General features: G+C 71.0%; 18 protein-coding genes. 14 read left to right on the forward strand and 4 right to left on the reverse strand.

What is annotated here, in order from left to right; translation table 11 throughout:
• Window positions 1-4: 4 nt before the first annotated feature.
• The 4 genes from ACIQWA_RS15030 to ACIQWA_RS15045 form a co-directional block, all read right to left on the reverse strand.
• Complete coding sequence (locus ACIQWA_RS15030) at window positions 5-1,120, reverse strand: ADP-ribosylglycohydrolase family protein (protein WP_402482349.1); 1,116 nt, start codon at window positions 1,118-1,120, stop codon at window positions 5-7.
• Window positions 1,121-1,168: 48 nt separating this feature from the next.
• The gene (locus ACIQWA_RS15035; RefSeq protein ID WP_402482351.1) at window positions 1,169-2,452 is read right to left on the reverse strand and encodes a DUF2786 domain-containing protein; all 1,284 of its coding nucleotides are present in this window, start codon (window positions 2,450-2,452) and stop codon (window positions 1,169-1,171) included.
• Window positions 2,453-2,523: 71 nt separating this feature from the next.
• Window positions 2,524-4,155: a transporter gene (locus ACIQWA_RS15040; protein ID WP_402482352.1), complete on the reverse strand. Its 1,632-nt coding sequence runs from the start codon at window positions 4,153-4,155 to the stop codon at window positions 2,524-2,526.
• A complete protein-coding gene (locus tag ACIQWA_RS15045) occupies window positions 4,152-4,988 on the reverse strand; it encodes an ABC transporter ATP-binding protein (protein WP_402482354.1) in 837 nt (278 codons plus the stop codon). Before ACIQWA_RS15045 ends, ACIQWA_RS15040 begins: the two co-directional genes overlap by 4 nt.
• 259 nt (window positions 4,989-5,247) lie before the next feature.
• Between ACIQWA_RS15045 and ACIQWA_RS15050 the strand changes: the two genes are divergently transcribed.
• The 14 genes from ACIQWA_RS15050 (at window position 5,248) to rpsJ (ending at window position 21,054) form a co-directional block, all read left to right on the forward strand.
• Window positions 5,248-5,796, forward strand: a complete 549-nt coding sequence (locus ACIQWA_RS15050; protein ID WP_402482357.1) for a DUF1707 and DUF4190 domain-containing protein — start codon at window positions 5,248-5,250, stop codon at window positions 5,794-5,796.
• Between the two features lie 409 nt (window positions 5,797-6,205).
• Window positions 6,206-6,577, forward strand: coding sequence for a 30S ribosomal protein S12 (gene rpsL / locus ACIQWA_RS15055; protein ID WP_014144289.1), 372 nt, complete (start codon window positions 6,206-6,208; stop codon window positions 6,575-6,577).
• A 2-nt stretch (window positions 6,578-6,579) separates the two neighbouring features.
• On the forward strand, window positions 6,580-7,050 hold the full coding sequence (rpsG, locus tag ACIQWA_RS15060; protein ID WP_030055803.1) for a 30S ribosomal protein S7: 471 nt from the start codon (window positions 6,580-6,582) through the stop codon (window positions 7,048-7,050).
• A gap of 39 nt (window positions 7,051-7,089) precedes the next feature.
• Window positions 7,090-9,195, forward strand: a complete 2,106-nt coding sequence (gene fusA, locus ACIQWA_RS15065) for an elongation factor G (protein WP_360226229.1) — start codon at window positions 7,090-7,092, stop codon at window positions 9,193-9,195.
• A gap of 198 nt (window positions 9,196-9,393) precedes the next feature.
• Window positions 9,394-10,587: an elongation factor Tu gene (gene tuf / locus ACIQWA_RS15070; protein ID WP_360226232.1), complete on the forward strand. Its 1,194-nt coding sequence runs from the start codon at window positions 9,394-9,396 to the stop codon at window positions 10,585-10,587.
• 189 nt (window positions 10,588-10,776) lie between these two features.
• On the forward strand, window positions 10,777-11,826 hold the full coding sequence (locus ACIQWA_RS15075; RefSeq protein ID WP_402482361.1) for a glycosyltransferase family 2 protein: 1,050 nt from the start codon (window positions 10,777-10,779) through the stop codon (window positions 11,824-11,826).
• Window positions 11,823-12,269, forward strand: coding sequence for a GtrA family protein (locus ACIQWA_RS15080; protein ID WP_402482364.1), 447 nt, complete (start codon window positions 11,823-11,825; stop codon window positions 12,267-12,269). The genes ACIQWA_RS15075 and ACIQWA_RS15080 overlap by 4 nt, the downstream gene beginning before the upstream one ends.
• A gap of 222 nt (window positions 12,270-12,491) precedes the next feature.
• Window positions 12,492-14,564: a hypothetical protein gene (locus tag ACIQWA_RS15085; protein WP_402482366.1), complete on the forward strand. Its 2,073-nt coding sequence runs from the start codon at window positions 12,492-12,494 to the stop codon at window positions 14,562-14,564.
• A 135-nt stretch (window positions 14,565-14,699) separates the two neighbouring features.
• Complete coding sequence (locus ACIQWA_RS15090) at window positions 14,700-16,022, forward strand: hypothetical protein (RefSeq protein ID WP_402482368.1); 1,323 nt, start codon at window positions 14,700-14,702, stop codon at window positions 16,020-16,022.
• A gap of 83 nt (window positions 16,023-16,105) precedes the next feature.
• Window positions 16,106-16,795, forward strand: a complete 690-nt coding sequence (locus ACIQWA_RS15095; protein ID WP_360226247.1) for a glycosyltransferase family 2 protein — start codon at window positions 16,106-16,108, stop codon at window positions 16,793-16,795.
• Complete coding sequence (locus ACIQWA_RS15100) at window positions 16,792-17,169, forward strand: DUF2304 domain-containing protein (protein WP_360226250.1); 378 nt, start codon at window positions 16,792-16,794, stop codon at window positions 17,167-17,169. Before ACIQWA_RS15095 ends, ACIQWA_RS15100 begins: the two co-directional genes overlap by 4 nt.
• Window positions 17,170-17,356: 187 nt before the next feature.
• Entirely contained in the window at window positions 17,357-18,250 is an 894-nt protein-coding gene (locus ACIQWA_RS15105; protein WP_360226253.1) for a glycosyltransferase, read from the forward strand.
• A 278-nt stretch (window positions 18,251-18,528) separates the two neighbouring features.
• On the forward strand, window positions 18,529-20,352 hold the full coding sequence (locus ACIQWA_RS15110; protein ID WP_402482372.1) for a hypothetical protein: 1,824 nt from the start codon (window positions 18,529-18,531) through the stop codon (window positions 20,350-20,352).
• A gap of 393 nt (window positions 20,353-20,745) precedes the next feature.
• On the forward strand, window positions 20,746-21,054 hold the full coding sequence (gene rpsJ, locus ACIQWA_RS15115; RefSeq protein WP_012785157.1) for a 30S ribosomal protein S10: 309 nt from the start codon (window positions 20,746-20,748) through the stop codon (window positions 21,052-21,054).
• Window positions 21,055-21,058 lie beyond the last annotated feature (4 nt).

Here is a 21,058-nt window from a genome sequence, read left to right on the forward strand (position 1 = left end):
CCGCCTACCAGGCCGGGTAGCGCCCGCCGAGCGCCGGGTGGCCCGGGTCACGGCTGCCGAACAGCACCAGCAGGTCGTCCGCGACCGTCAGCAGCTCGGCCCGCCCCTCGACGGCCCCGGCCCAGTCGGCGGGCAGCGCCGAGGCGCCGTACGCGGCCCCGACCAGGTTGCCGCAGACCGCGCCGGTGGAGTCGCTGTCCCCGGAGTGGTTCACCGACAGCAGCAGCGCGGTGCGCACCGGATCGGGGTCGAGGGTGGCCGCCAGCAGCGAGTACACCGCGATGGCCAGGCACTCCTCGGCGATCCAGCCGAGCCCGACCCGCTCCACCGTGTCCGCCGAGGGCTCGGCCTCCTGGGCCAGCCGGACCGCCCGGGCCAGCGCCTGCACGGTCTCCTTGGACCTCGGCAGCTCGCGGATCTGCTCGACCGTCTCCCCGACCGCAGCCCACGGCTCCGTCCCGGCCGCCAGCCGCTCGACCAGCGCCGCGAAGGCGCCCGCGGCGAGGTAGCCGGTCGGGTGCCCGTGGGTGAGCTGGGCGCACTGCACGGCCAGCCCGAAGGACTGCTCGACCCCGAGCCGGGCCAGCCCGAACGGCGCCGCGCGCATCACCGAACCGCAGCCCTTGGAGCCGGGGTTGATCGGCCCCGGGCTCCCGATCGGGGCCGGTGCCTCGAACACCGGGTGCTCGGACACCCCGCTCAGGCAGGCGTTGCCCGGTGCCCGCCGCGCGTACAGGAACGGCCGGCCGAGCAGCCAGCCGTCGTACGGGCGCGGCTGCGGTTCGGTGTCCGGGGCGCCCTGGTACTGGGTCCGCAGCCAGCGCCGGTAGGCGCCGTGCACGGCCTCCGGGACGGAGCCGCCGCCGCCGGACCAGCCGCGGACGAAGCCGCGGATCAGCCCCTCCGCGGTGAACAGCGTCATCTGGGTGTCGTCGGTGACCTCCACCGACCCGGCGCTCCCGGACGGCAGCGCCGTCACGCCCTGCGGGCCGAACCGCTCCTGGATCTGCTGGAGTTGCTGGAACTCCACCGGCCAGCCCAGCGCGTCGCCGATCGCGCCGCCGAGCAGCGCTCCGCGCACCCGGTCCCGGTATCCGGACTCCGCCGCCGACTCCGTCACGTCGAATCCCCCTTCGTTCGTGGCGGGTCGTTTCTATCAGGCGGGCCGTCAGGTGTGGATCTCGCCCCGCCCGTGCAGGGCGGCCCGGTCGGCCGCGGCCCGCCCGGCCGCCCAGCCCTCGCCGTCGCTGACCCGGACCCGCTGGGAGACCAGCTTCGGGAACAGCCGGCCGACCTCCTCGTCCACCGCCGCCGAGCGGGCGGCCAGCGCGGGCAGCAGCCGCTCGTCGGGCAGCAGCTGCTCCTCGGTGCCGTCCTCGCGCAGGTGGCGGCCGGCCGCGGCGGCGTCGGTGGCCCGCTCGGTGGCGGCGGTCAGCCGCTCGCGGATCCGGGCCGCGTACGCGACCAGGAAGGACTGCCGGAACGCCTTGCTGCGCGAGTCCTTGCCGGACCCGGCCTTGTTGAGCGCGTGGGTGGCCTGCACCAGCAGGGAGGTGTAGAGCAGTTCGACGCCGTCCAGGTCCCCGTCGAAGCCGATCACGGTGCAGAAGCCGAACTCCTTGGCCCACACCACCCGGCACCGGTTGGCCGCCGCGACCGCGTCCAGCAGCATCGTCTTGGGTCCCTCGTACGGGTTGTCCACGCCGATCCGCAGCGCCGCCGGGGTGTTCCGGTCGGCCCCGGCGGCGGCCAGCAGCGCGTCGTCGATGCTGTGCTGGGCCATCAGCTGCTGGGCCTTGGCGGTCAGCGCCTCGGCCTCCTCCGGGAACTCGGTGGACTCGGCCTTGGCCAGCAGGGCCCGGATCCGGGCCAGCATCCGCGGCTCGCCGGCCACCGGCCCGGCAGGGCGTCGGGCCGGCCCGGCCTGCCCCGGCTGCCCGGGGGCGGGGCCGACCGGGGCGATCGGGGGCAGCCGGCCCCAGCTACGCAGCAGCTCCAGCAGGGCGGTGGCGAGCGCGAAGCGGTCCAGCCGGTGGCGGTGGGCGAAGGCGCCGAGGTACTGCTCGTCGGCGGGCCACCAGACCTCGGCCTCCAGCTCGCGCAGCTGCTCCTGCCAGCGCCGGTCCAGGGCGGCGGCGGGGTGGCGGCGGGCCTCCGCGGCGATCAGGTCCACCGCGAGCGCCAGGTGGACGGGCTTGAGCCCGCGCCGCACCACCCGCACCAGGTCCGCCGGGCGCCAGCCCGCGGACCAGCAGCGGCCCACCGCGGAGTCCGCGTACCCGAGCACCGCCCGGCTGACCGCCGGCCACTGCCCGGCCGAGGCGGCCAGCAGCGAGGCCCCGGTGTCCAGGGCGAGGTCCAGCCCCTCGTCGGGGACGGTGAGCACCGAGCGCACCGCCTGCTCCAGCAGCGGCCCGGCGTTCCCGTCGCCCTGCTGCGCGCGCTTGCCCACGGTGTGTCCCTGCTCTCCTCGACGGCCCGGCCCCTCCGGCCCATGATGCCGGAGCGGCCGAGCCGACCGGGCTACCGCTCGATGGCCTTGGCCATGATCTCCGGCACACGCTCCAGCAGCCGGGGGGCCGCCAGCCGGATGCCCAGGGTGGCGACCAGGGCGCCGTAGGCCGGGCCGAGCAGCAGCAGCGGCCAGCTCGGCCCGTCCGAGAGCAGCGCCCAGAGGAGGTAGCCGCCGACCGGCAGGGAGAGCACCGTGACACCGAGCATCGAGCCGAACTGGTTGAGCAGGATCAGCCCGCCCTGCCCGGGGGCGGCGTTGCGCATCGGGTTGCTGTCGGCCGGCATGGTGTACGGCGCGAGCACGCTGAACACCGAGCCGAGCGCGATGCCGCCGCCGAGCACCGCCAGCGCGAGGCCGAGGGCGGACGGCAGTTCGCCCCACTCGCCGGTGACGGCGGCCAGCACCAGCCCGAGCACCACGGTGACCGGCACGGCGTACGACAGCACCGCGTACGCCCGGCCGCGCAGTTCGTCCCGGGCGTCGGCCGGGGTGCGCAGCGTGGCGGCGACCATCCAGAACGCCGAGCCGTCCATGCCGAACAGGTTGAGCATCTGGAGCCCGAGGAAGGTCCCGGTCATCGCCAGCAGGTAGACGCTCGACCAGCCCTGCACCACCGACAGCAGGCAGATCACCAGCGTCATCCCGACGCTGGTGAACAGCGCGGCCTTGGCCCGCGGCTCGCGCCATGCGTACCGCAGGTGGCGCTGCATCACCGCGCCGGTGCGGCCCTCGGGCAGGAAGCGCCAGCCCCGGGCGCTCTGCACCCCGCGGGCCACCTCCAGGGTGGAGGAGTCGGCGGTGACCATCAGCTCCTGGAGGCTGTTCCGCCACCAGCGCAGCAGCAGGAGGAGCAGCGCGCCGGCCGCGGCGAGCTGGAGCAGCGCCGCCCCGTACTCGCCCGCGCCGACGCTGCGGGGGGCGTCCGCGGCGCTGACCGGCGGGATCCAGCGCAGCACCGCGGCGATCGGCCTGAGCGGGCTGAGGTCGATGTCCCGGTCGTGCTGCCGGCCGAAGATGCTCTGCGAGCCGACGTTGGCGCCCTGGACGAGCAGGGCGAAGGCCAGTCCGCCGAAGATCGCGAAGTCCTTGCCGCGCCGGCTGGAGAGCATCCGGGCGTTCCCGGCCGCGACCGCCCGGGACAGCGTGACCAGGCAGAGCAGGGCGAGCGGCACGGCGACCACCGCGGTGGCGGCCGAGGCGCCGCCGGTGGCGCCGGACAGCACCGCGCCGGTCACCAGCACCAGGCTGATCAGCGGGCCGGGCCCGAGCAGCGAGGCCAGCAGCGAGCCGCGCAGCAGCGGGCCGGGCCGCAGCGGCAGCATGGTGAGCCGGGTCGGGTCGGCGCTCTCGTCGCTGGAGAACAGGAACAGCGGCAGCGCGGCCCAGCCCAGGGTGAGCACCCCGACCAGCATCACCCCGGTGTTGCCGGAGCCCTCGTAGCGCCCGTTGAGCATCGCCATGCCGAAGGCGATCAGGCCCGCGAAGGCCAGGCCGAGGACGCCGCCGACGACGTACACGGCCGCCCGGCCCCGGCTGCGGCGCAGCCCGTTGCGCAGCAGCCGCAGCTTGAGCGCGACCAGGCCGCGGACCACCGTCCGGTCGTCCGGCACGGCGGTGACGGGCGCGGTGACGGCGCTCACCGGGCGTCCTCGGTGCGGCCGCCACCGAGCCAGCCGAGGGCCTGGCCGTCGTCCTCGCGGACGCCGATCAGCTCCAGGAAGGCCGCGTGCAGGCTGCGTCCGCCGCGGACGGAGTCCAGCGGGCCCTGGGCGATCACCCGGCCCGCGTTGACCACGGCGACCCAGTCGCAGAGCTGCTCGACCAGCTCCATCACGTGGCTGGAGAAGACCACGGTGGAGCCGGCCGCCGCGTACCGCTTGAGCACGCCGCGGATGGTCTGGGCGGAGACCGGGTCGACGCCCTCGAAGGGCTCGTCCAGGAACAGCACGTCGGGGTTGTGCAGCAGCGCGGCGGCCAGCCCGATCTTCTTGCGCATGCCGGTGGAGTAGTCGGCGACCAGCTTGTCGGCGTCCCGGCCGAGGTCCAGGACGGCCAGCAGCTCCTCGGCGCGGCGGTCCACCTCGGCGCCGGGCAGGCCGCGCAGCCGGCCGGTGTACTGGAGCAGTTCGCGCCCGCTGAGCCGCTCGAACATCCGCAGGCCCTCGGGCAGGATGCCGATCCGGGCCTTGACCGAGACCGGGTCGGCCCAGACGTCGGTGCCGTGCACCAGCACGGTGCCCTGGTCGGGCCGGAGCAGGCCGGTGACCATGGACAGCGTGGTGGTCTTGCCGGCGCCGTTCGGCCCGACCAGGCCGATGAACGACCCGGCGGGGAGTTCCAGGCTGAGCCCGGCGACGGCGGCCTGGGTGCCGAAGTGCTTCCACAGCCCCTGGACGCTGACGGCGGACGGGGTGCCCGGTCCGGGCCGGTCGGCGGTGGTCGGTTCGGAGGGCGACGGTTCTGACGCCTGCATGGCGGCCTTCTGTCTCTGGTCGTGGGGGTGGACGTGCGGTGGTGCGGCGCTCCGGAGCCCAGCCTGGCACCGGCCCGACGGGCTGTCGCCTGCTTTGAGCATCCCCTGAGCCTGTCCGCCGAACGGGTGAGGCGCGCCGCTCGGCGGCGGTCTCCGGGAGCTGCCGGTCGGATTCGGCAACTACTCAGTTCCCCGGTTCGTCCTGCACTATGAGGACCAGTGAGCGCGCGGGGGTGCCGCGGCGCCCGGGAGGTGGCGGATGTCCGTTCAACCGTGGGGCGAGTCCCGCCCCGCCGACCGGTACGGCCGGCGGGCGGCCGGCTGGCAGGCCGCGCCGACCCAGCAGTCGGCGATGCGGGCCGGCCACGCCGACCGGGACCGGACGGTGGACGTGTTGAAGGCCGGGTTCGCGGAGGGCCGGCTGTCCGCCGAGGAGTACGGGCAGCGCCACGAGGCGGCCGCCCGGGCGGTGACCTACGGCGAGCTGGCCGCGCTGGTGGCCGACCTGCCGTCCGGGCCGATGGCGGCGCCGTTGCAGGCCGCGCAGCCCGTCCCGGCGGCCTTCCTGCTGCCGCCGCCGGTGCCGCAGGCCCGGCCCACCAGCGCGCTGGCGGTGATCTCGCTGGTGTGCGGCCTGACCGGCTTCCTGGCGCTGCCGGTGGTGCCCGCGCTGGTCACCGGCCACCTCGCCCGCCGGCAGATCCGCGAGCGCAACATGGACGGGGACTGGGCGGCGGTGCTCGGGCTGGTGCTCGGCTACCTGGGCGGCGCCTTCTGGCTGCTGGTGATCATGCTGGGCATCCTCTGACGGCCCCGGACGCCCCGTTGGCGGGTGCCCGCCGACTGTGGTAGAGCGGATGGAGGGCGGCCCGACACCGGCCGGTCGCGTACGGGACACCGGGGCGACACCGGGCCGAAGGCCGCGACCTGCGGCGTTGCATTTGTTTTGACCGAGCCCCATGCGCTAGGTACGCTCTGACCTTGTGCCTGGGGTGTCCCCGGGTCCTTGTGCGTGCATGCACACCGGTCGCCGCGCCGAGCCGGAGCGCCTCAAAGCGCGCCGCGCGTAGAGCGCCGTCGCTGTACATCAGCTCATGGGATTCCGTGTCGGAATAGCCCAACACACCCGACCGCGTGGGTCGACCACGGGGCCGTGTGCGAGGGAGACACCGCAGGTTAGTTCCACCAAGCCTTGGCACACAGAAAACGGAGAAACGGTGCCTACGATCCAGCAGCTGGTCCGAAAGGGCCGGCAGGACAAGGTCGAGAAGAACAAGACTCCCGCGCTGAAGGGCTCCCCGCAGCGTCGTGGGGTCTGCACGCGTGTGTACACGACCACCCCGAAGAAGCCGAACTCGGCTCTCCGCAAGGTCGCCCGTGTGCGCCTCACCAGCGGGATCGAGGTCACCGCTTACATCCCGGGCGAGGGCCACAACCTGCAGGAGCACTCCATCGTGCTGGTGCGCGGTGGTCGTGTGAAGGACCTTCCTGGTGTCCGCTACAAGATCATCCGCGGTTCGCTCGACACCCAGGGTGTCAAGAACCGCAAGCAGGCCCGCAGCCGCTACGGCGCCAAGAAGGAGAAGTAAGAATGCCTCGTAAGGGCCCCGCCCCGAAGCGCCCGGTCATCATCGACCCGGTCTACGGCTCCCCTGTCGTCACCCAGCTGGTCAACAAGATCCTGCTGCACGGCAAGCGCTCCACCGCCGAGCGGATCGTCTACGGCGCCCTCGAGGGCGTCCGTGAGAAGACCGGCTCGGACCCGGTCGTCACGCTCAAGCGTGCGCTGGAGAACGTCAAGCCGGCCCTCGAGGTCAAGTCCCGCCGTGTCGGTGGCGCGACCTACCAGGTTCCGGTCGAGGTCCGTCCGGGCCGCGCCAGCACCCTGGCGCTGCGCTGGATGGTCGGTTACTCCCGCGCCCGTCGCGAGAAGACCATGACCGAGCGCCTGATGAACGAGATCCTCGACGCCAGCAACGGCCTGGGCGCTTCCGTGAAGCGTCGCGAGGACACCCACAAGATGGCCGAGTCCAACAAGGCCTTCGCGCACTACCGCTGGTAGTCCGTACCCCGTCACTAGACAGAGAGAGAACGAGCCACCATGGCTGCAACCTCCCTTGACCTCGCCAAGGTCCGCAACATCGGGATCATGGCGCACATCGACGCGGGCAAGACCACCACCACCGAGCGGATCCTGTTCTACACCGGCGTGTCGTACAAGATCGGTGAGGTCCACGATGGCGCTGCCACCATGGACTGGATGGAGCAGGAGCAGGAGCGCGGCATCACGATCACGTCGGCCGCGACGACCTGTCACTGGACCGTCGACGATGCCGACCACACCATCAACATCATCGACACCCCGGGTCACGTCGACTTCACCGTCGAGGTGGAGCGTTCGCTGCGCGTCCTCGACGGTGCCGTCACGGTGTTCGACGGTGTCGCCGGTGTCGAGCCCCAGTCCGAGACCGTGTGGCGGCAGGCTGACCGCTACGGCGTTCCGCGCATCTGCTTCGTCAACAAGCTGGACCGCACGGGCGCGAACTTCTTCTTCTGCGTCGACACCATCGTGGAGCGCCTCGGCGCCACCCCGCTGGTGATGCAGCTGCCGATCGGTGCCGAGGCGGACTTCCAGGGCGTCGTCGACCTGGTCCGCATGAAGGCGCTGGTCTGGTCGGCCGAGGCCGCCAAGGGCGAGATGTACGACATCGTCGACATCCCGGCCGAGCTGCAGGAGCAGGCCGACGAGTACCGCGAGCAGCTGATCGACACCGTGTCGAACTTCAGCGACGCGGTCATGGAGCTCGCCCTGGAGGGCGAGGAGATCCCGGTCGAGCTGCTGCAGGACGCGATCCGCAAGGGCACCCTGAACTCGGACTTCACCCCGATCTTCTGCGGTACCGCCTTCAAGAACAAGGGCGTTCAGCCCCTGCTCGACGCGGTCGTCAAGTACCTGCCGTCGCCGCTGGACATCGAGTCCATCGAGGGCACCAAGCCGAACGACCCGGACACCAAGATCTCCCGCAAGGCCTCGGACGAGGAGCCCCTCGCCGCCCTTGCGTTCAAGATCATGTCCGACCCGCACCTCGGCAAGCTCACCTTCGTCCGGATCTACTCCGGTCGCCTGGAGTCCGGTACCTCGGTGCTGAACGCCGTCAAGGGCAAGAAGGAGCGCATCGGCAAGATCTACCGCATGCACGCGAACAAGCGTGAGGAGATCGAGTCGGTGGGCGCCGGCGACATCGTCGCCGTCATGGGCCTCAAGCAGACCACCACCGGTGAGACGCTGGCCGACGAGAAGAACCCGGTCATCCTGGAGTCCATGGACTTCCCGGCCCCGGTCATCCGCGTCGCCATCGAGCCCAAGTCCAAGGGTGACCAGGAGAAGCTGGGTGTCGCCATCCAGCGTCTCGCCGAGGAGGACCCGTCCTTCCAGGTCAACACGGACGAGGAGACCGGCCAGACCATCATCGCGGGTATGGGCGAGCTGCACCTCGAGGTGCTCGTCGACCGTATGCGCCGTGAGTTCAAGGTCGAGGCCAACGTCGGCAAGCCGCAGGTCGCGTACCGCGAGACGATCCGTCAGGCCGTCGAGCGCATCGACTACACCCACAAGAAGCAGACCGGTGGTTCCGGTCAGTTCGCCAAGGTGCAGATCGCGATCGAGCCGCTCGAGCAGGCCGAGGGCTACGAGTTCGTCAACCTGGTCACCGGTGGTCGCGTTCCGCGCGAGTACATCCCGTCGGTCGACGCCGGTTGCCAGGAGGCCATGGAGTTCGGTGTGCTCGCCGGCTACCCGCTCCAGGGTGTCCGCGTGAAGCTGCTGGACGGTGCGGCGCACGACGTCGACTCCTCCGAGCTCGCGTTCAAGATCGCCGGTTCGATGGCCTTCAAGGAAGGCGCCAAGAAGGCCAAGCCGGTCCTTCTTGAGCCGATGATGGCCGTCGAGGTCACCACGCCCGAGGACTACATGGGCGACGTGATCGGCGACATCAACTCTCGCCGTGGCCAGATCCGGTCCATGGACGAGCGTCACGGTGCCCGCGTCGTCACGGCGCTGGTGCCCCTCTCCGAGATGTTCGGCTACGTCGGTGACCTGCGCAGCAAGACCTCTGGTCGCGCGAGCTACTCGATGCAGTTCGACTCGTACGCCGAGGTCCCCAAGGCCGTGGCTGAGGAGATCATCGCCAAGTCCAAGGGCGAGTGACCTCCCGATTTTCGGGATGATTCACACCCCTTAGGCTGTTAGGAGGCGACCCGGGAGGATCCGTCCGGATCCTCCCGGGACCTCCGGCCCCCCACACCCACGGGGCGGCGCGAGGTGCCCAGGGCACCCGGGCCGGGCCCGAATCAAAGACCAACTGACGTCAGCACGGCGTACAGGAACTGTCCTCAGGAGGACTCAGTGGCCAAGGCGAAGTTCGAGCGGACGAAGCCCCACGTCAACATCGGCACCATCGGTCACATCGACCACGGCAAGACCACGCTGACCGCGGCCATCACCAAGGTGCTGCACGACGCGTACCCGGACCTGAACCCCTTCACGCCGTTCGACCAGATCGACAAGGCCCCGGAGGAGCGTCAGCGCGGTATCACCATCTCGATCGCGCACGTCGAGTACCAGACCGAGGACCGGCACTACGCGCACGTCGACTGCCCGGGTCACGCTGACTACATCAAGAACATGATCACCGGTGCCGCCCAGATGGACGGCGCCATCCTGGTGGTCGCCGCCACCGACGGCCCGATGCCGCAGACCAAGGAGCACGTCCTCCTGGCCCGCCAGGTCGGCGTTCCGTACATCGTCGTCGCCCTGAACAAGGCCGACATGGTGGACGACGAGGAGATCCTGGAGCTCGTCGAGCTCGAGGTCCGCGAGCTGCTCTCCGAGTACGAGTTCCCGGGCGACGACCTGCCGGTCGTCCGCGTCTCCGCGCTCAAGGCCCTCGAGGGCGACGCCGAGTGGGGCGAGAAGCTCCTCGGCCTGATGAAGGCCGTCGACGAGAACATCCCCACCCCGGCCCGCGCCGTGGACCAGCCGTTCCTGATGCCGATCGAGGACGTCTTCACGATCACCGGTCGTGGCACCGTCGTCACCGGTCGCATCGAGCGCGGCATCCTCAAGGTCAACGAGACCGTCGACATCATCGGCATCAAGACCGAGAAGACCACCACCACGGTCACCGGCATCGAGATGTTCCGCAAGCTGCTCGACGAGGGCCAGGCCGGTGAGAACGTCGGTCTGCTGCTCCGTGGCATCAAGCGCGAGGACGTCGAGCGCGGCCAGGTCATCATCAAGCCGGGTTCGGTCACCCCGCACACCGACTTCGAGGCCCAGTCCTACATCCTGTCGAAGGACGAGGGTGGCCGTCACACCCCGTTCTTCAACAACTACCGCCCGCAGTTCTACTTCCGTACCACGGACGTGACCGGCGTCGTGACCCTCCCCGAGGGCACCGAGATGGTCATGCCGGGCGACAACACCGCCATGACCGTCGCGCTGATCCAGCCGATCGCCATGGAGGAGGGCCTCAAGTTCGCCATCCGTGAGGGTGGCCGCACCGTCGGCGCCGGCCAGGTCACCAAGATCCTCAAGTAATCGAGGCTCTGACCTGCCTGCCCCGTCAGGCTCGTCCGAAGGGCCCCACGCACCGCACGGTGCGTGGGGCCCTTCGGCGTCTGACCCGGCGCTCACCTGGGCGCACTTCCTCTCACGGGCAGCTCATGGCCGACTGTTATGGTCGGCTCACCATCCAGCCCCGCCGTCGCGGAAAGTGGGATCCAACGCATGTCTACGGCACCGCTGTTGTCGGTCGTGATGCCGATCTACAACGAGCAGGAGGCGCTCCCGCTCACCGTCGAGCGACTGCGTCCGATCCTGGACGGGCTGGGGGTCGACTACGAGGTCGTCGGCGTGGACGACGGCAGCCGGGACGCCACCCCCGTGCTGATGCAGAAGATCCGGCAGGACTGGCCGGAGTTCCGCATCGTCCGCTTCGCCCGCAACTCCGGGCACCAGGCCGCGCTCACCGCGGGCATCCACCGGGCGCTCGGCGACTACGTGGTCAGCATCGACGCGGACCTCCAGGACCCGCCGGAGAAGATCCCGGAGATGCTCGAGCTGGCCCGCGAGCAGGGCCTCGACGTGGTCTACGGCGTGCGCGGGGACCGCGGCACCGACACCGCCTTCAAGCGCCGCAGCGCGGGCGCGTACTACTGGCTGATGCGCCGGCTGGTCGGCAAGCGGATGCCCAACCAGGCCGGCGACTTCCGGCTGCTCAGCCGGGCCGCCGTGGACGCCCTCAAGCACCTGCCCGAGCACCAGCCGGTCTACCGGCTGCTGGTGCCGTGGCTCGGCTTCCCCAGCGGCGAGGTCGTCTACGTCCGCGAGGAGCGGGTGGCCGGCGGCACCCACTACCCGCTGTCCAAGATGGTGCGGCTCGCGCTGGACAGCATCACCAACTTCTCCGCCGCCCCGCTGCGGCTGGCCACCTACCTCGGCCTGGTCAGCTTCGTGGTCTGCATCGCGCTGGGGATCCACGCCACCGTCGCGTACGCGCTCGGCTCGACGGTGCCCGGCTGGTCCTCGCTGTTCATCGGGATGCTCTTCCTCGGCGGGGTGCAGCTGATCTGCGTCGGGCTGCTGGGGGAGTACGTGGGCCGGATCTACTCGGCGGTGCAGAACCGCCCGACCTACTTCATCGGCTACGACTCGGCCGAGGACGCCGAGCGCGAGGCACGCGAGGCGCACGAGGCGAACGAGGCGCGCGGCTCACGCGACTCACGCGACTCACGCGAGGCGCGCGGCTCGGGCGACGAGCGGGGCCGGGGCCGGTGACGCCGACCGAGGAGCCCGCCGGGCCCACCCCCGGGGCCCGCCGCCAGCTGCCGTCCTTCCTGGTCATCGGCGTCCTCAGCACCGTCTTCTACCTGGGGCTGTTCGTCCTCGCGCGGTCGTTCGCCGACCCGCAGGCGGCCAACCTGATCGCCCTGGCGGTCAGCGCGGTGGCCAACACCGCGGCCAACCGGCGCTTCACCTTCGGGGTGGTCGGCTCGCGGGGGATGGTCCGCCACCAGCTGCAGGGCGCGGTCGCCTTCCTGATCGGGCTCGGCCTCAGCTCCGGGGTGCTCGCCCTGCTCCACGGGGTGGTGCCGGACGCCTCCCGGCCGGTGGAGGTCGGCGGGCTGGTCGTCGCCAACGGGCTGGCCACGGTCGCCCGGTTCGTCCTGTTGAAGGTCTGGGTCTTCCGCGGCGGGCAGTCGGACCGCTCCGGGGCCTGACCAGCGGATCCGCTCCACCGCCGATCCTCCGGCGGTCCGGGGCCGACGGGCCGTGTGCGCACCCGCTGGTTCGCAGGCGGCCGACAGGGCCCCTGGGAGGTCTGGACCAATGTGGCCCTCGCTATGCTGGGCGACTGCAGCCTGCCCGCAGACGGTGGCGGAAGTCCGGACCCGGTAGGGGGGAGACGGGCGGCAGGGACATGACCGGAAGGGCACGGCACCGTGTCGACCATACAGAGCTCACCCGACAGCGAGACCGGGCACAGAACCGTGCCGCCGGGACCGCCGTCCTCGCCCGCCGACGGCAGACGGCCGCGGCGCAACCCGCTCGTCCTGGCAGGCGGGCTCGCCCTGTCCTGGCTGGTGCCGGCCGGCCTGGTCGCGCTGCACCTGGGCGTCGTGCTGCTGCCGCTGCTGCTGCTCGCGGTCGCCGCCGTGATCCGGGTCGGCGGTGTGCTGCTCGACCGGCTGTTCGTCGCCGGGCTGATCCTGGCCGGCTCGGTGCTGACCTTCGGCCTGGCCTTCTCGCTCTGGCCCTGGGGCCTGTCGCCGACGGCCACCACCGGTGTGCTGTTCAGCGTGCTGACCACGGCCGCCTGGGCCGCCAGGCGCGCCCCCCGGCTGCCGCTGCGCTTCCGCTGGTCGGACCTGCTGGTGGTGGGCACCTTCGCCGGGATGTGGCACTACCTGTTCCACCCGGTCGCCGGCGCGTCGGCCGCGGAGCGGGTCGCCTTCTTCGCCACGGCGGAGGACCGGCTCTCGCACTTCTCCTTCTTCTCCAGCATCCAGGGTGTCGGGGGCTTCGCCTTCCTCCACCAGGATGCCGCCAGGTCCTACCTGATCCCGCCGTCCGAGGTGACCTACCCGCAGGGCTCGCACTTCCTGCTGGCCTGGATCGACGGGCTGGTCCACTCCGCCGCCGACCCCGGCGACATGGTCCACACCATGAACCGGTACTTCCTGTGCCTGCTGGTGGCGTACGCGCTGTTCTGCACCGCGCTGGTCTGGGCGGCCCGCTGGATCGGCGGCCCGCGGCTGCGCGGCTGGCGGGCGGCGGCGGTCTGCGCGACCGTCGGCGCGATCATGTTCGCCACCAACTACCTGGACCTGCTGGTCCACGGCTTCGACTCGACCTTCATCGGCCTGCTGCTGATCGCGCTCGCGCTCGCGGTGCTGATCCGGCCGGCGATGGGCCGCACCGAGTTCGTGCTGGTCGCCTCCGCCGGGCTGATCTCCGTCACCTACACGTACAACATCTACGGCGCGTTCGTCGCCGTGCCGCTGCTGGGCGCGCTGGTGGTGCACCGGCGCAGGTTCGCCGGGCGCTGGTGGTGGGTCCTCGGCGCGCTGGCGTGCGCGCTGGGCGTGGCCGCGCTGCCGAGCGTCCTCTCGGTGATGGGCGACCTGGACGTCGCCAGCGCCTCGAACATGAGCGGCCCGAGCGTCAGCGCCGACCGCTCGATCCTCATCGGCGGCGGGCTGCTCGGGCTGCTGGCGGCGGCCATGCCGCGCAACCGCCGCACCGCCACCGGCCAGGCGCACCTGGCGGTGCTGCTCGGCACGGGCGGCCTGCTCAGCGCCTTCGCCGTCTACCAGCTGCAGACCATCGACAAGTACTCGTACTACTTCCACAAGATGACGGCCGTGGGCGTCGTGGTCGCCCTGCTGTCGATCGGCGCGGTCGGGGCGGTCCTCCAGACGCCGCACCGGGGCACCGGCAACGCGCTGAGCCGGCGCCTGGGCGAGCTGGCGCTCTCCGGGCTGACCGTCGCCGCCGCGCTGAGCCTCTTCGCCAACGTGCAGTGGGGCTTCCTGGCCACCAAGGAGGCCCCGTCCGCGTGGTCCAACAACCCGCTGGTGGTCTGGAGCCGCGGCGAGGCCGAGACCGACATGGGCCCCAAGGGCATGGACGGGCTGAGGGTCCTGCGCGGCGACAAGCCGGTGATCGCGCTGGTCTCCAACGACGACGTCAAGAACCTCAAGGCCACCTGGCTCGCCTCGCTGATGAACCGGCGCGGCGGTGACATGAAGGCGCTGTACGACATCCACTGGGTGGGCATCGGCGGTCCGCAGGTGAAGGAGGAGGACTACCAGCGCTCCCTCGGCCGGTTGAAGGGCGCCATCGAGAAGCTCCCCGCCCCGCACCCGACGCCGACCATCCTGACCGCCGACCGAACGGTCGGGGAGCGGATCAAGCGGGACCTCGCCAAGAACGGCGTGATGGTCGACGTCGTGAGCGATCAGGGGATCCTCTGGACCCAGCCGTGGGGGCGTACATTCCCCGGGACCGTCTGAGATGACGTCCGAGGGAACGCCCGTGCGCACCGAGCAGTCACGGCCACCCGCTACTATTCACAGCAATCGCACGGCTTGGCCGGCCTCGTGCGGAGGTGTGCGGCACGGCCGGCCGGTGAATTCGGTGGTCATGTGATGAAGAACCCGATCGCCAAGCTGCTTGGGGCGCTTCCCCCGGGGGCGCGGCTCGTGGTCGGTGGCACGGTCGTGCTGGGAGCGTCGGCGTACGTCTACATGGCGCTCGTGGGCTACAGCCTGAGCGCCGTGGGCAAGGCCAATGTCACCATGCTCTGGACCATCGTGATGTCCGTGGGCTGGGGACTCTTCCAGCCGGTCGAACTCGAACTGACCCGGCTGGTGGCCGCCCGCAAGGTGGCCGGGCACGGGGCGTTGCCCGCGGTGCGCCGGATGCTGCTGCTCGCGATGGCGCTGCTGGCCGCGGTGTGCGCGCTGCTGGCCGCGGCCGCCGGCCCGGTCGCCGACCTGCTGTTCAGCGGCGACAAGGCACTGGTGGTCGCCCTGGCCGGTGGCCTGGCCGGTCTCGCGGTGAGCTCGGTGGCCCGCGGCGCCCTGGCCGGCCTCGGGCTGTTCGGCCCGTACGGCACCCAGCTGGCGGTCGACGGCGGACTGCGGATCGGCCTGGCCGCCGTGGCCGCGGCGGTCGGCCTGCACTCGGCGCTCGCCTTCGGCCTGATCCTCTTCGTCTCCCCGCTGGCCGCCTCGCTGATCGGCCTGCGGGGCACCCTCGCGGACCGCACCCCCGGCCCGGAGGTGCCCTGGAAGCAGCTGACCAGCGGCCTCGGCCTGCTGATCGCCTCGGTGATGCTCAGCCAGCTGGTGGTCAACGCGACCGTGGTCTGCGTGCGCCTGCTCTCGCCGAAGCACTCCGAGGCCTCCGACGCACTGGTCTTCGCGATCGGCCAGGCCGTGGTGATGGCCCGGGCGCCGCTGTTCGCCTACAGCGCCCTGCAGGCCTCGATGGTCTCCGCGCTCTCCGGCGCCGCCGCGGCCGGCGACCACGCCGAGTTCCGCAAGGTGCTGACCCGCACCACCGCGATCGTCGCCGCGATGTGCATCGGCGGTGGCCTGCCGGTGATCGTGCTCGGCTCGAAGCTCAACCCGCTGCTGTTCAACGCCAAGGACGTGCTCGGCCCGCTGGACTTCGTCTGGCTGGTGTTCGGAACGCTCTGCTACGTGCTCGCGACGGTCTTCGGCCAGGCGCTGATGTCGAGCGCCCAGCACCGTCGTCAGCTGGTGGGCTGGACCGCCGGTTCCGTAGCATTGGTGGCTGTCGCGCTCGCACCGGGCGACGTGGGTCTCCGGGCGGAGCTCGCGTACCTGGCGGGCTCACTGGTCAGTGCCGTTCTGATGTTGTGGTCGCTGTACCGCGCCTTCCCCTCCCGCCCCGCCGCCGTGTCGGCAGACCGGTCCGCGGCAGAGCCGCTGCGGACCTCCTGAGGTGGGCCCAGACACCATGACCAGCACCGATAGACAGACCCGAGGCACGGGCCGCCGTGCCGTTCGCCAAGCATGGAGCACCTGTGTCCGAGTATGACAACGTCTGGCTGGTGATCCCGGCCTACAACGAAGGCCAGGTGATCGCCGACGTCGTGGAGGGGGCACGCAAGACCTTCCCGAACATCGTGGTGATCGACGACGGCTGCACCGACGACACGGCCGAGCACGTCATGACGACCGGCGCCCACCTGGTGCGGCACCCGGTCAACCTGGGGCAGGGCGCCGCGCTCCAGACCGGTCTCAAGTACGCGCTCGCCCAGGAGGGCGCCGAGTACTTCGCGACCTTCGACGCGGACGGCCAGCACCAGACCGGCGACGTCGAGAAGATGGTGGCGCTGCTGCGCGAGGGCGAGGCCGACATCGTCCTCGGCTCCCGCTTCATCGAGCAGACCGGCCAGGTGCCGTGGATCAAGCGGGTGGTGCTCCGCACCGCCGCCGCGGTCAGCCCGACCGCCCGCAAGCTCAAGCTCACGGACGCCCACAACGGGCTGCGGGTGATGAACCGCGAGGCCGCCAGCCGGATCAAGATCACCATGAACGGCATGGCGCACGCGTCGGAGATCGTCTCCTTCCTCGCCGGCTCGGACCTGCGGGTCGCCGAGGTTCCGGTGGACATCCTGTACACCGACTACTCGCGCGCCAAGGGCCAGTCCCTGATCAACGGCGTGAACATCCTCTTTGACATCTCGCTGCGGGAGCGTAACGGCCGATGAACCACCTCTGGATCCAGCTCATCCTGGTCGTGGCCGCGGTGGCCATGGCGCTCGTCTTCGTCTGGCGTTGGGACAAGGCGAACACCCGGGCGTGGAAGCGCATCGCCTTCACGCTCTTCGTGATCGTCAACGTGGTCGCGATCCTGTGGCCGACCGGCGTGACCAAGCTGGCCACCGCCCTGGGCGTCGGCCGCGGCACCGACCTGGTGCTCTACCTGATGGTCATCGCCATGGGCTTCCTGACCCTCAACACCTACCTGCGCTTCCGCTCGCTGGAGAAGAAGATCACCGACCTGGCCCGGACCGTGGCCATCACCGAGGGCGTCCGGCACAACAACGACCGGCTCAACGCCCCGGTCGGCTCCGAGCGCTGATCCCGGGCGTTCGGACGGCGCGACGAACACCAGTGGCGGAGGGCCGGCCCCGTTGGGGGCCGGCCCTCCGCCACTGCCGACCCCGGCCGACGCGGTCGTTCGAAAAAGCTGGTTGACTTGACCCGCCCGGCGGCCGCGGCCGGGCGGCACCGAAGCGTGATCCAGGACCAGGAGGTGCGGCGCCGCCATGAGCGTCGATTTCGTCATCCCGTACTACGGAGACCCGGAGTACCTGTTCGCCACCATCGACAGCATCAGGGCGCAGCACCAGCAGGACTGGCGGCTGACCGTGGTGGACGACCAGTACCCGGGCAACCGGGCGCTGGAGTACATCGAGGGCCTGAACGACGAGCGGATCCGCTACGTCCGCAACGAGGAGCGGCTGGGCCCCAACGGCAACACCTACAAGGCGTCGACCCTGGCCGAGCGCGAGTTCGTCTCGATGATGGGCGCCGACGACCTGCTGGAGCCGAACTACCTGGACGTCGTCCTGGAGCGGATGAAGGCCGACCCGAAGGCGATCGCGGTCCAGCCGGGCGTCAAGGTGATGGACAGCGACGGGAACCTGGTGCCGGCGCTCGGCATCGGTGACAAGGTCAAGCGCCGGATCGCCGCCCCGGCCCGCAAGGCCGGCCTGATCAGCGGCGAGGACGCGGTGAAGAGCCTGCTGTCCGGGAACTGGCTGTACACCCCGTCGCTGCTGTACCGGCAGTCCGCGCTGTCGAAGATCCCGTACCGCCCGGACATCGACGCCGTGCACGACCTGGCGTTCATGGTCGACATGCTGATGGAGGGCGGCAACCTGCTGGTCGACGAGCGCGAGGTGTTCCGCTACCGCCGCCACCAGGCCAGCGACTCCTCGAACCGGGTCAAGGACGGCAAGCGCTTCGACGAGGAGCTGCAGTACTACGGGCTGATCGCCAAGGAGCTGCGCGCCAAGGGCTGGAACGCCGCGGCCCGCTCGGCCGACCTGCACCTCTCCTCCCGGCTGCACGCCCTGATGGTCGCCGCCGGGCGCCTCGGCGCGGGTGACTTCGCCCACGCCGGCGCCATGGTCGGCCGGGCCGTCCGCAGCAGCTGACCCGTTGCGCGACGGAGCGGGGCTGAACGTCGGGCCGTCGGTTCCGCGTTGTCCGGAAGGTAGGGCAGCGGGCCGGCGGCCGTTCCGCGGATGCGGGTCGGCCGGGCGACGGCGACTCGTACGCACCTGGTCCATCGGATGATCACGATGACTCCACACCGGGCCGCGTGGCAGACTTCCCGTGCGATCCAACGACTGGGGGTGCGTGTGGGCGACTCGCGGGCACCTGTGAAAAAGACATGACAAGTGCTGGTTCCAACAACGAGGGAAGTGTCCCGGTGCAGCCGCTGATCGATTCTGCCCATGCGACCGACGGGCGGACATTGAAGGAGGGCGGTGACGGGAACGGGACCGCCGGGCCGGCGGCTCCGCCGGCCGCGCTCGTGCGGCTCCGGGCCCTCGCCGCCCACCGCTGGTTCTGGCCGGTGGCCGTACTGGTCGGCTACCTCGCGCAGACGGCGTTCCGGCTGTCGCTCTCGATCCACAACTACTACCCGTCGGTGCACGCGGACGAGGACGGCTACCTCGCGATCGCGCGGGTGCTGGCCGGCAAGCCCGCCTCCGAGATGCCCACCGGCGTGATCATCCCCGGCGGCTACTCGCTGCTGATCTCGCCGGCCCTGCGGATAGCCGACAACCCGAACACCGCGTACCACCTGATCATGGTGATCAACGCGGTGCTCAACGCGCTGGTCTTCCCGCTGGCCTTCGCGGCGGCCCGCCGCCTCGGGCTGTCCCGGCCGCAGGCCTTCCTGGCCGGCTCCGCCGTCGCGCTGGTGCCGCCGGTGATCTTCTACTCCCAGTTCGTGATGACGGACACCGTCCTCCCGGTGCTCCTGCTGATCTGGCTGATCTCGATGCACGGCTGGCTCTCGCCCGGATCGGCCCGCCGCCGCGCGCTGTACGCGGCCGCGATGAGCCTGGCCGCCGGCTACTCGATGGCCACCCACGACCGCGGCGGCGTGGTCGTGGCGCTGACCGCGCTGGCGCTGCTGGTGGTGCTCGCCCTCGGCTGGGCGCCGCGGCTCACCTCGCTGGCCGGGCTCGGCGCGCTCGCGGTGGCCTACCTGGGCGCCAAGCTGCTGGACGGCTTCGTCACGGCCCAGTTCAAGGACGTGCCGGGGGCGGGCGTCGGCAACAAGGTCTTCGAGAACCTCGAGGATCGCAAGTACACCGGCACGATCATCGTCCGCACCCTCGGCGAGCTCTGGTACTTCTTCACGTCGTCCTACGGCCTCGGCGCGGTCGCGTTCGTGCTGTGCCTGGTGGCGGTGTTCCACCGCCGGTCCCCGGTGGCCGAGCGGGTGGCGTCCTTCTGCATGGTCGCCCTGCTGTGCGGCACCGCGCTGGCCTCCGCCGCGGGCCTGGCGGACAACGAGCGCGTCGACAACTGGGTGTACGCCCGGTACTGCGCCGTGCTGGTGCCGGTGTTCATGGTGGTCGGCCTGGCCGTGCTGTTCCGGGCCGGGAAGCGCCGGCTGCTGCAGCTGGCCGCGCTCGGCACGGTGGTCGTCGGGATCACCGGGTTCGCCGTCACCGAGTACGCCGGCCGCAAGCTCGGCGTCTGGATCATCCCGTGGACGGTGCCGGACGCCCAGTTCCTCGCCTCGACCTACGACGGCCTGCACATGGGCCGTACGACCTTCGGTGCGCTCGCCGTGCTCGCGGCCTGCCTGCTGCTGCGGGTGGCCGGCGGTCGCCGGATCGTCGCGGCCGTGGTGGCCTGCCTGGCGGTCTTCGCCGCCTACGCGACGGTCACCGTCACCAACAACATCGCCGAGTCGCACTCCAAGTTCCGCAAGTACGAGGCCGTCGGCCTGGCCAAGGAGGCCGGCCTGGGCAAGGGCGACAACGTGGTGCTGGACTGGGACCTCGAGTGGGGCAGCCGGATGTCGCTGGCCTTCGAGGTCTACTGGGGCCGGGTCTGGACCAGCAACGTGAAGAACGGCAACACCCCGCCGGAGTCGGCCAACGCGATTCTGCTGACCGTCTCCAAGGACCCGGGCACCAAGCCGGAGTCCAGCTGGCAGAAGCCGCTCCCGGGCTGGCACGTCGCGAAGTACAACATGGACCGCGGCTGGGTGCTCTGGCGCAAGGGCTGAGCTGCGGTTCCACCCCATCGGGGCCGGTGAGGTACGCCTCACCGGCCCCGATTGGCATCCGGGCTGCTCCATGTGGCAGTATGTCCAAGTTGCTCGGTTGAGTGCCGATGCTGCGCGCCTCCCGCCGGGAGGACCGGAAGCGAGTCCCATGTACTCGTCGTTCCCGTGATGGCCGTCAAGCGTGAGTTCTACGCCACGGCAGCTGCGGGGCGAAAGTACGGGAATCTTCCGGGAAGCGTGTGCGGGGCCTCGACCCGGCTACCCCTCACCCCGAAAGTTTGAAACCGACGAAGTACTTCGCCGGTTTTTTACAAGCGCGAGAGCGACACGCCCGAGCGCGGGGGTCGGAGGAGGGTCGTGCAGTGACTAAGGACAAAGGACTACTGAGTAGCCATGGCGGGACAGAAGATCCGCATCCGGCTCAAGGCCTACGACCACGAGGTCATCGACTCCTCGGCGAAGAAGATCGTCGAGACGGTGATCCGTACTGGTGCGCAGGTCGCAGGCCCGGTGCCGCTGCCCACTGAGAAGAACGTGTACTGCGTCATCCGCTCGCCGCACAAGTACAAGGACTCGCGCGAGCACTTCGAGATGCGTACTCACAAGCGTCTGATCGACATCCTCGACCCCACGCCGAAGACGGTTGACTCGCTCATGCGTCTCGACCTGCCGGCTGGCGTCGACATCGAGATCAAGCTCTGAGAGG

Source organism: Kitasatospora sp. NPDC098652 (genome assembly GCF_044760155.1).
Taxonomy (GTDB): domain Bacteria; phylum Actinomycetota; class Actinomycetes; order Streptomycetales; family Streptomycetaceae; genus Kitasatospora.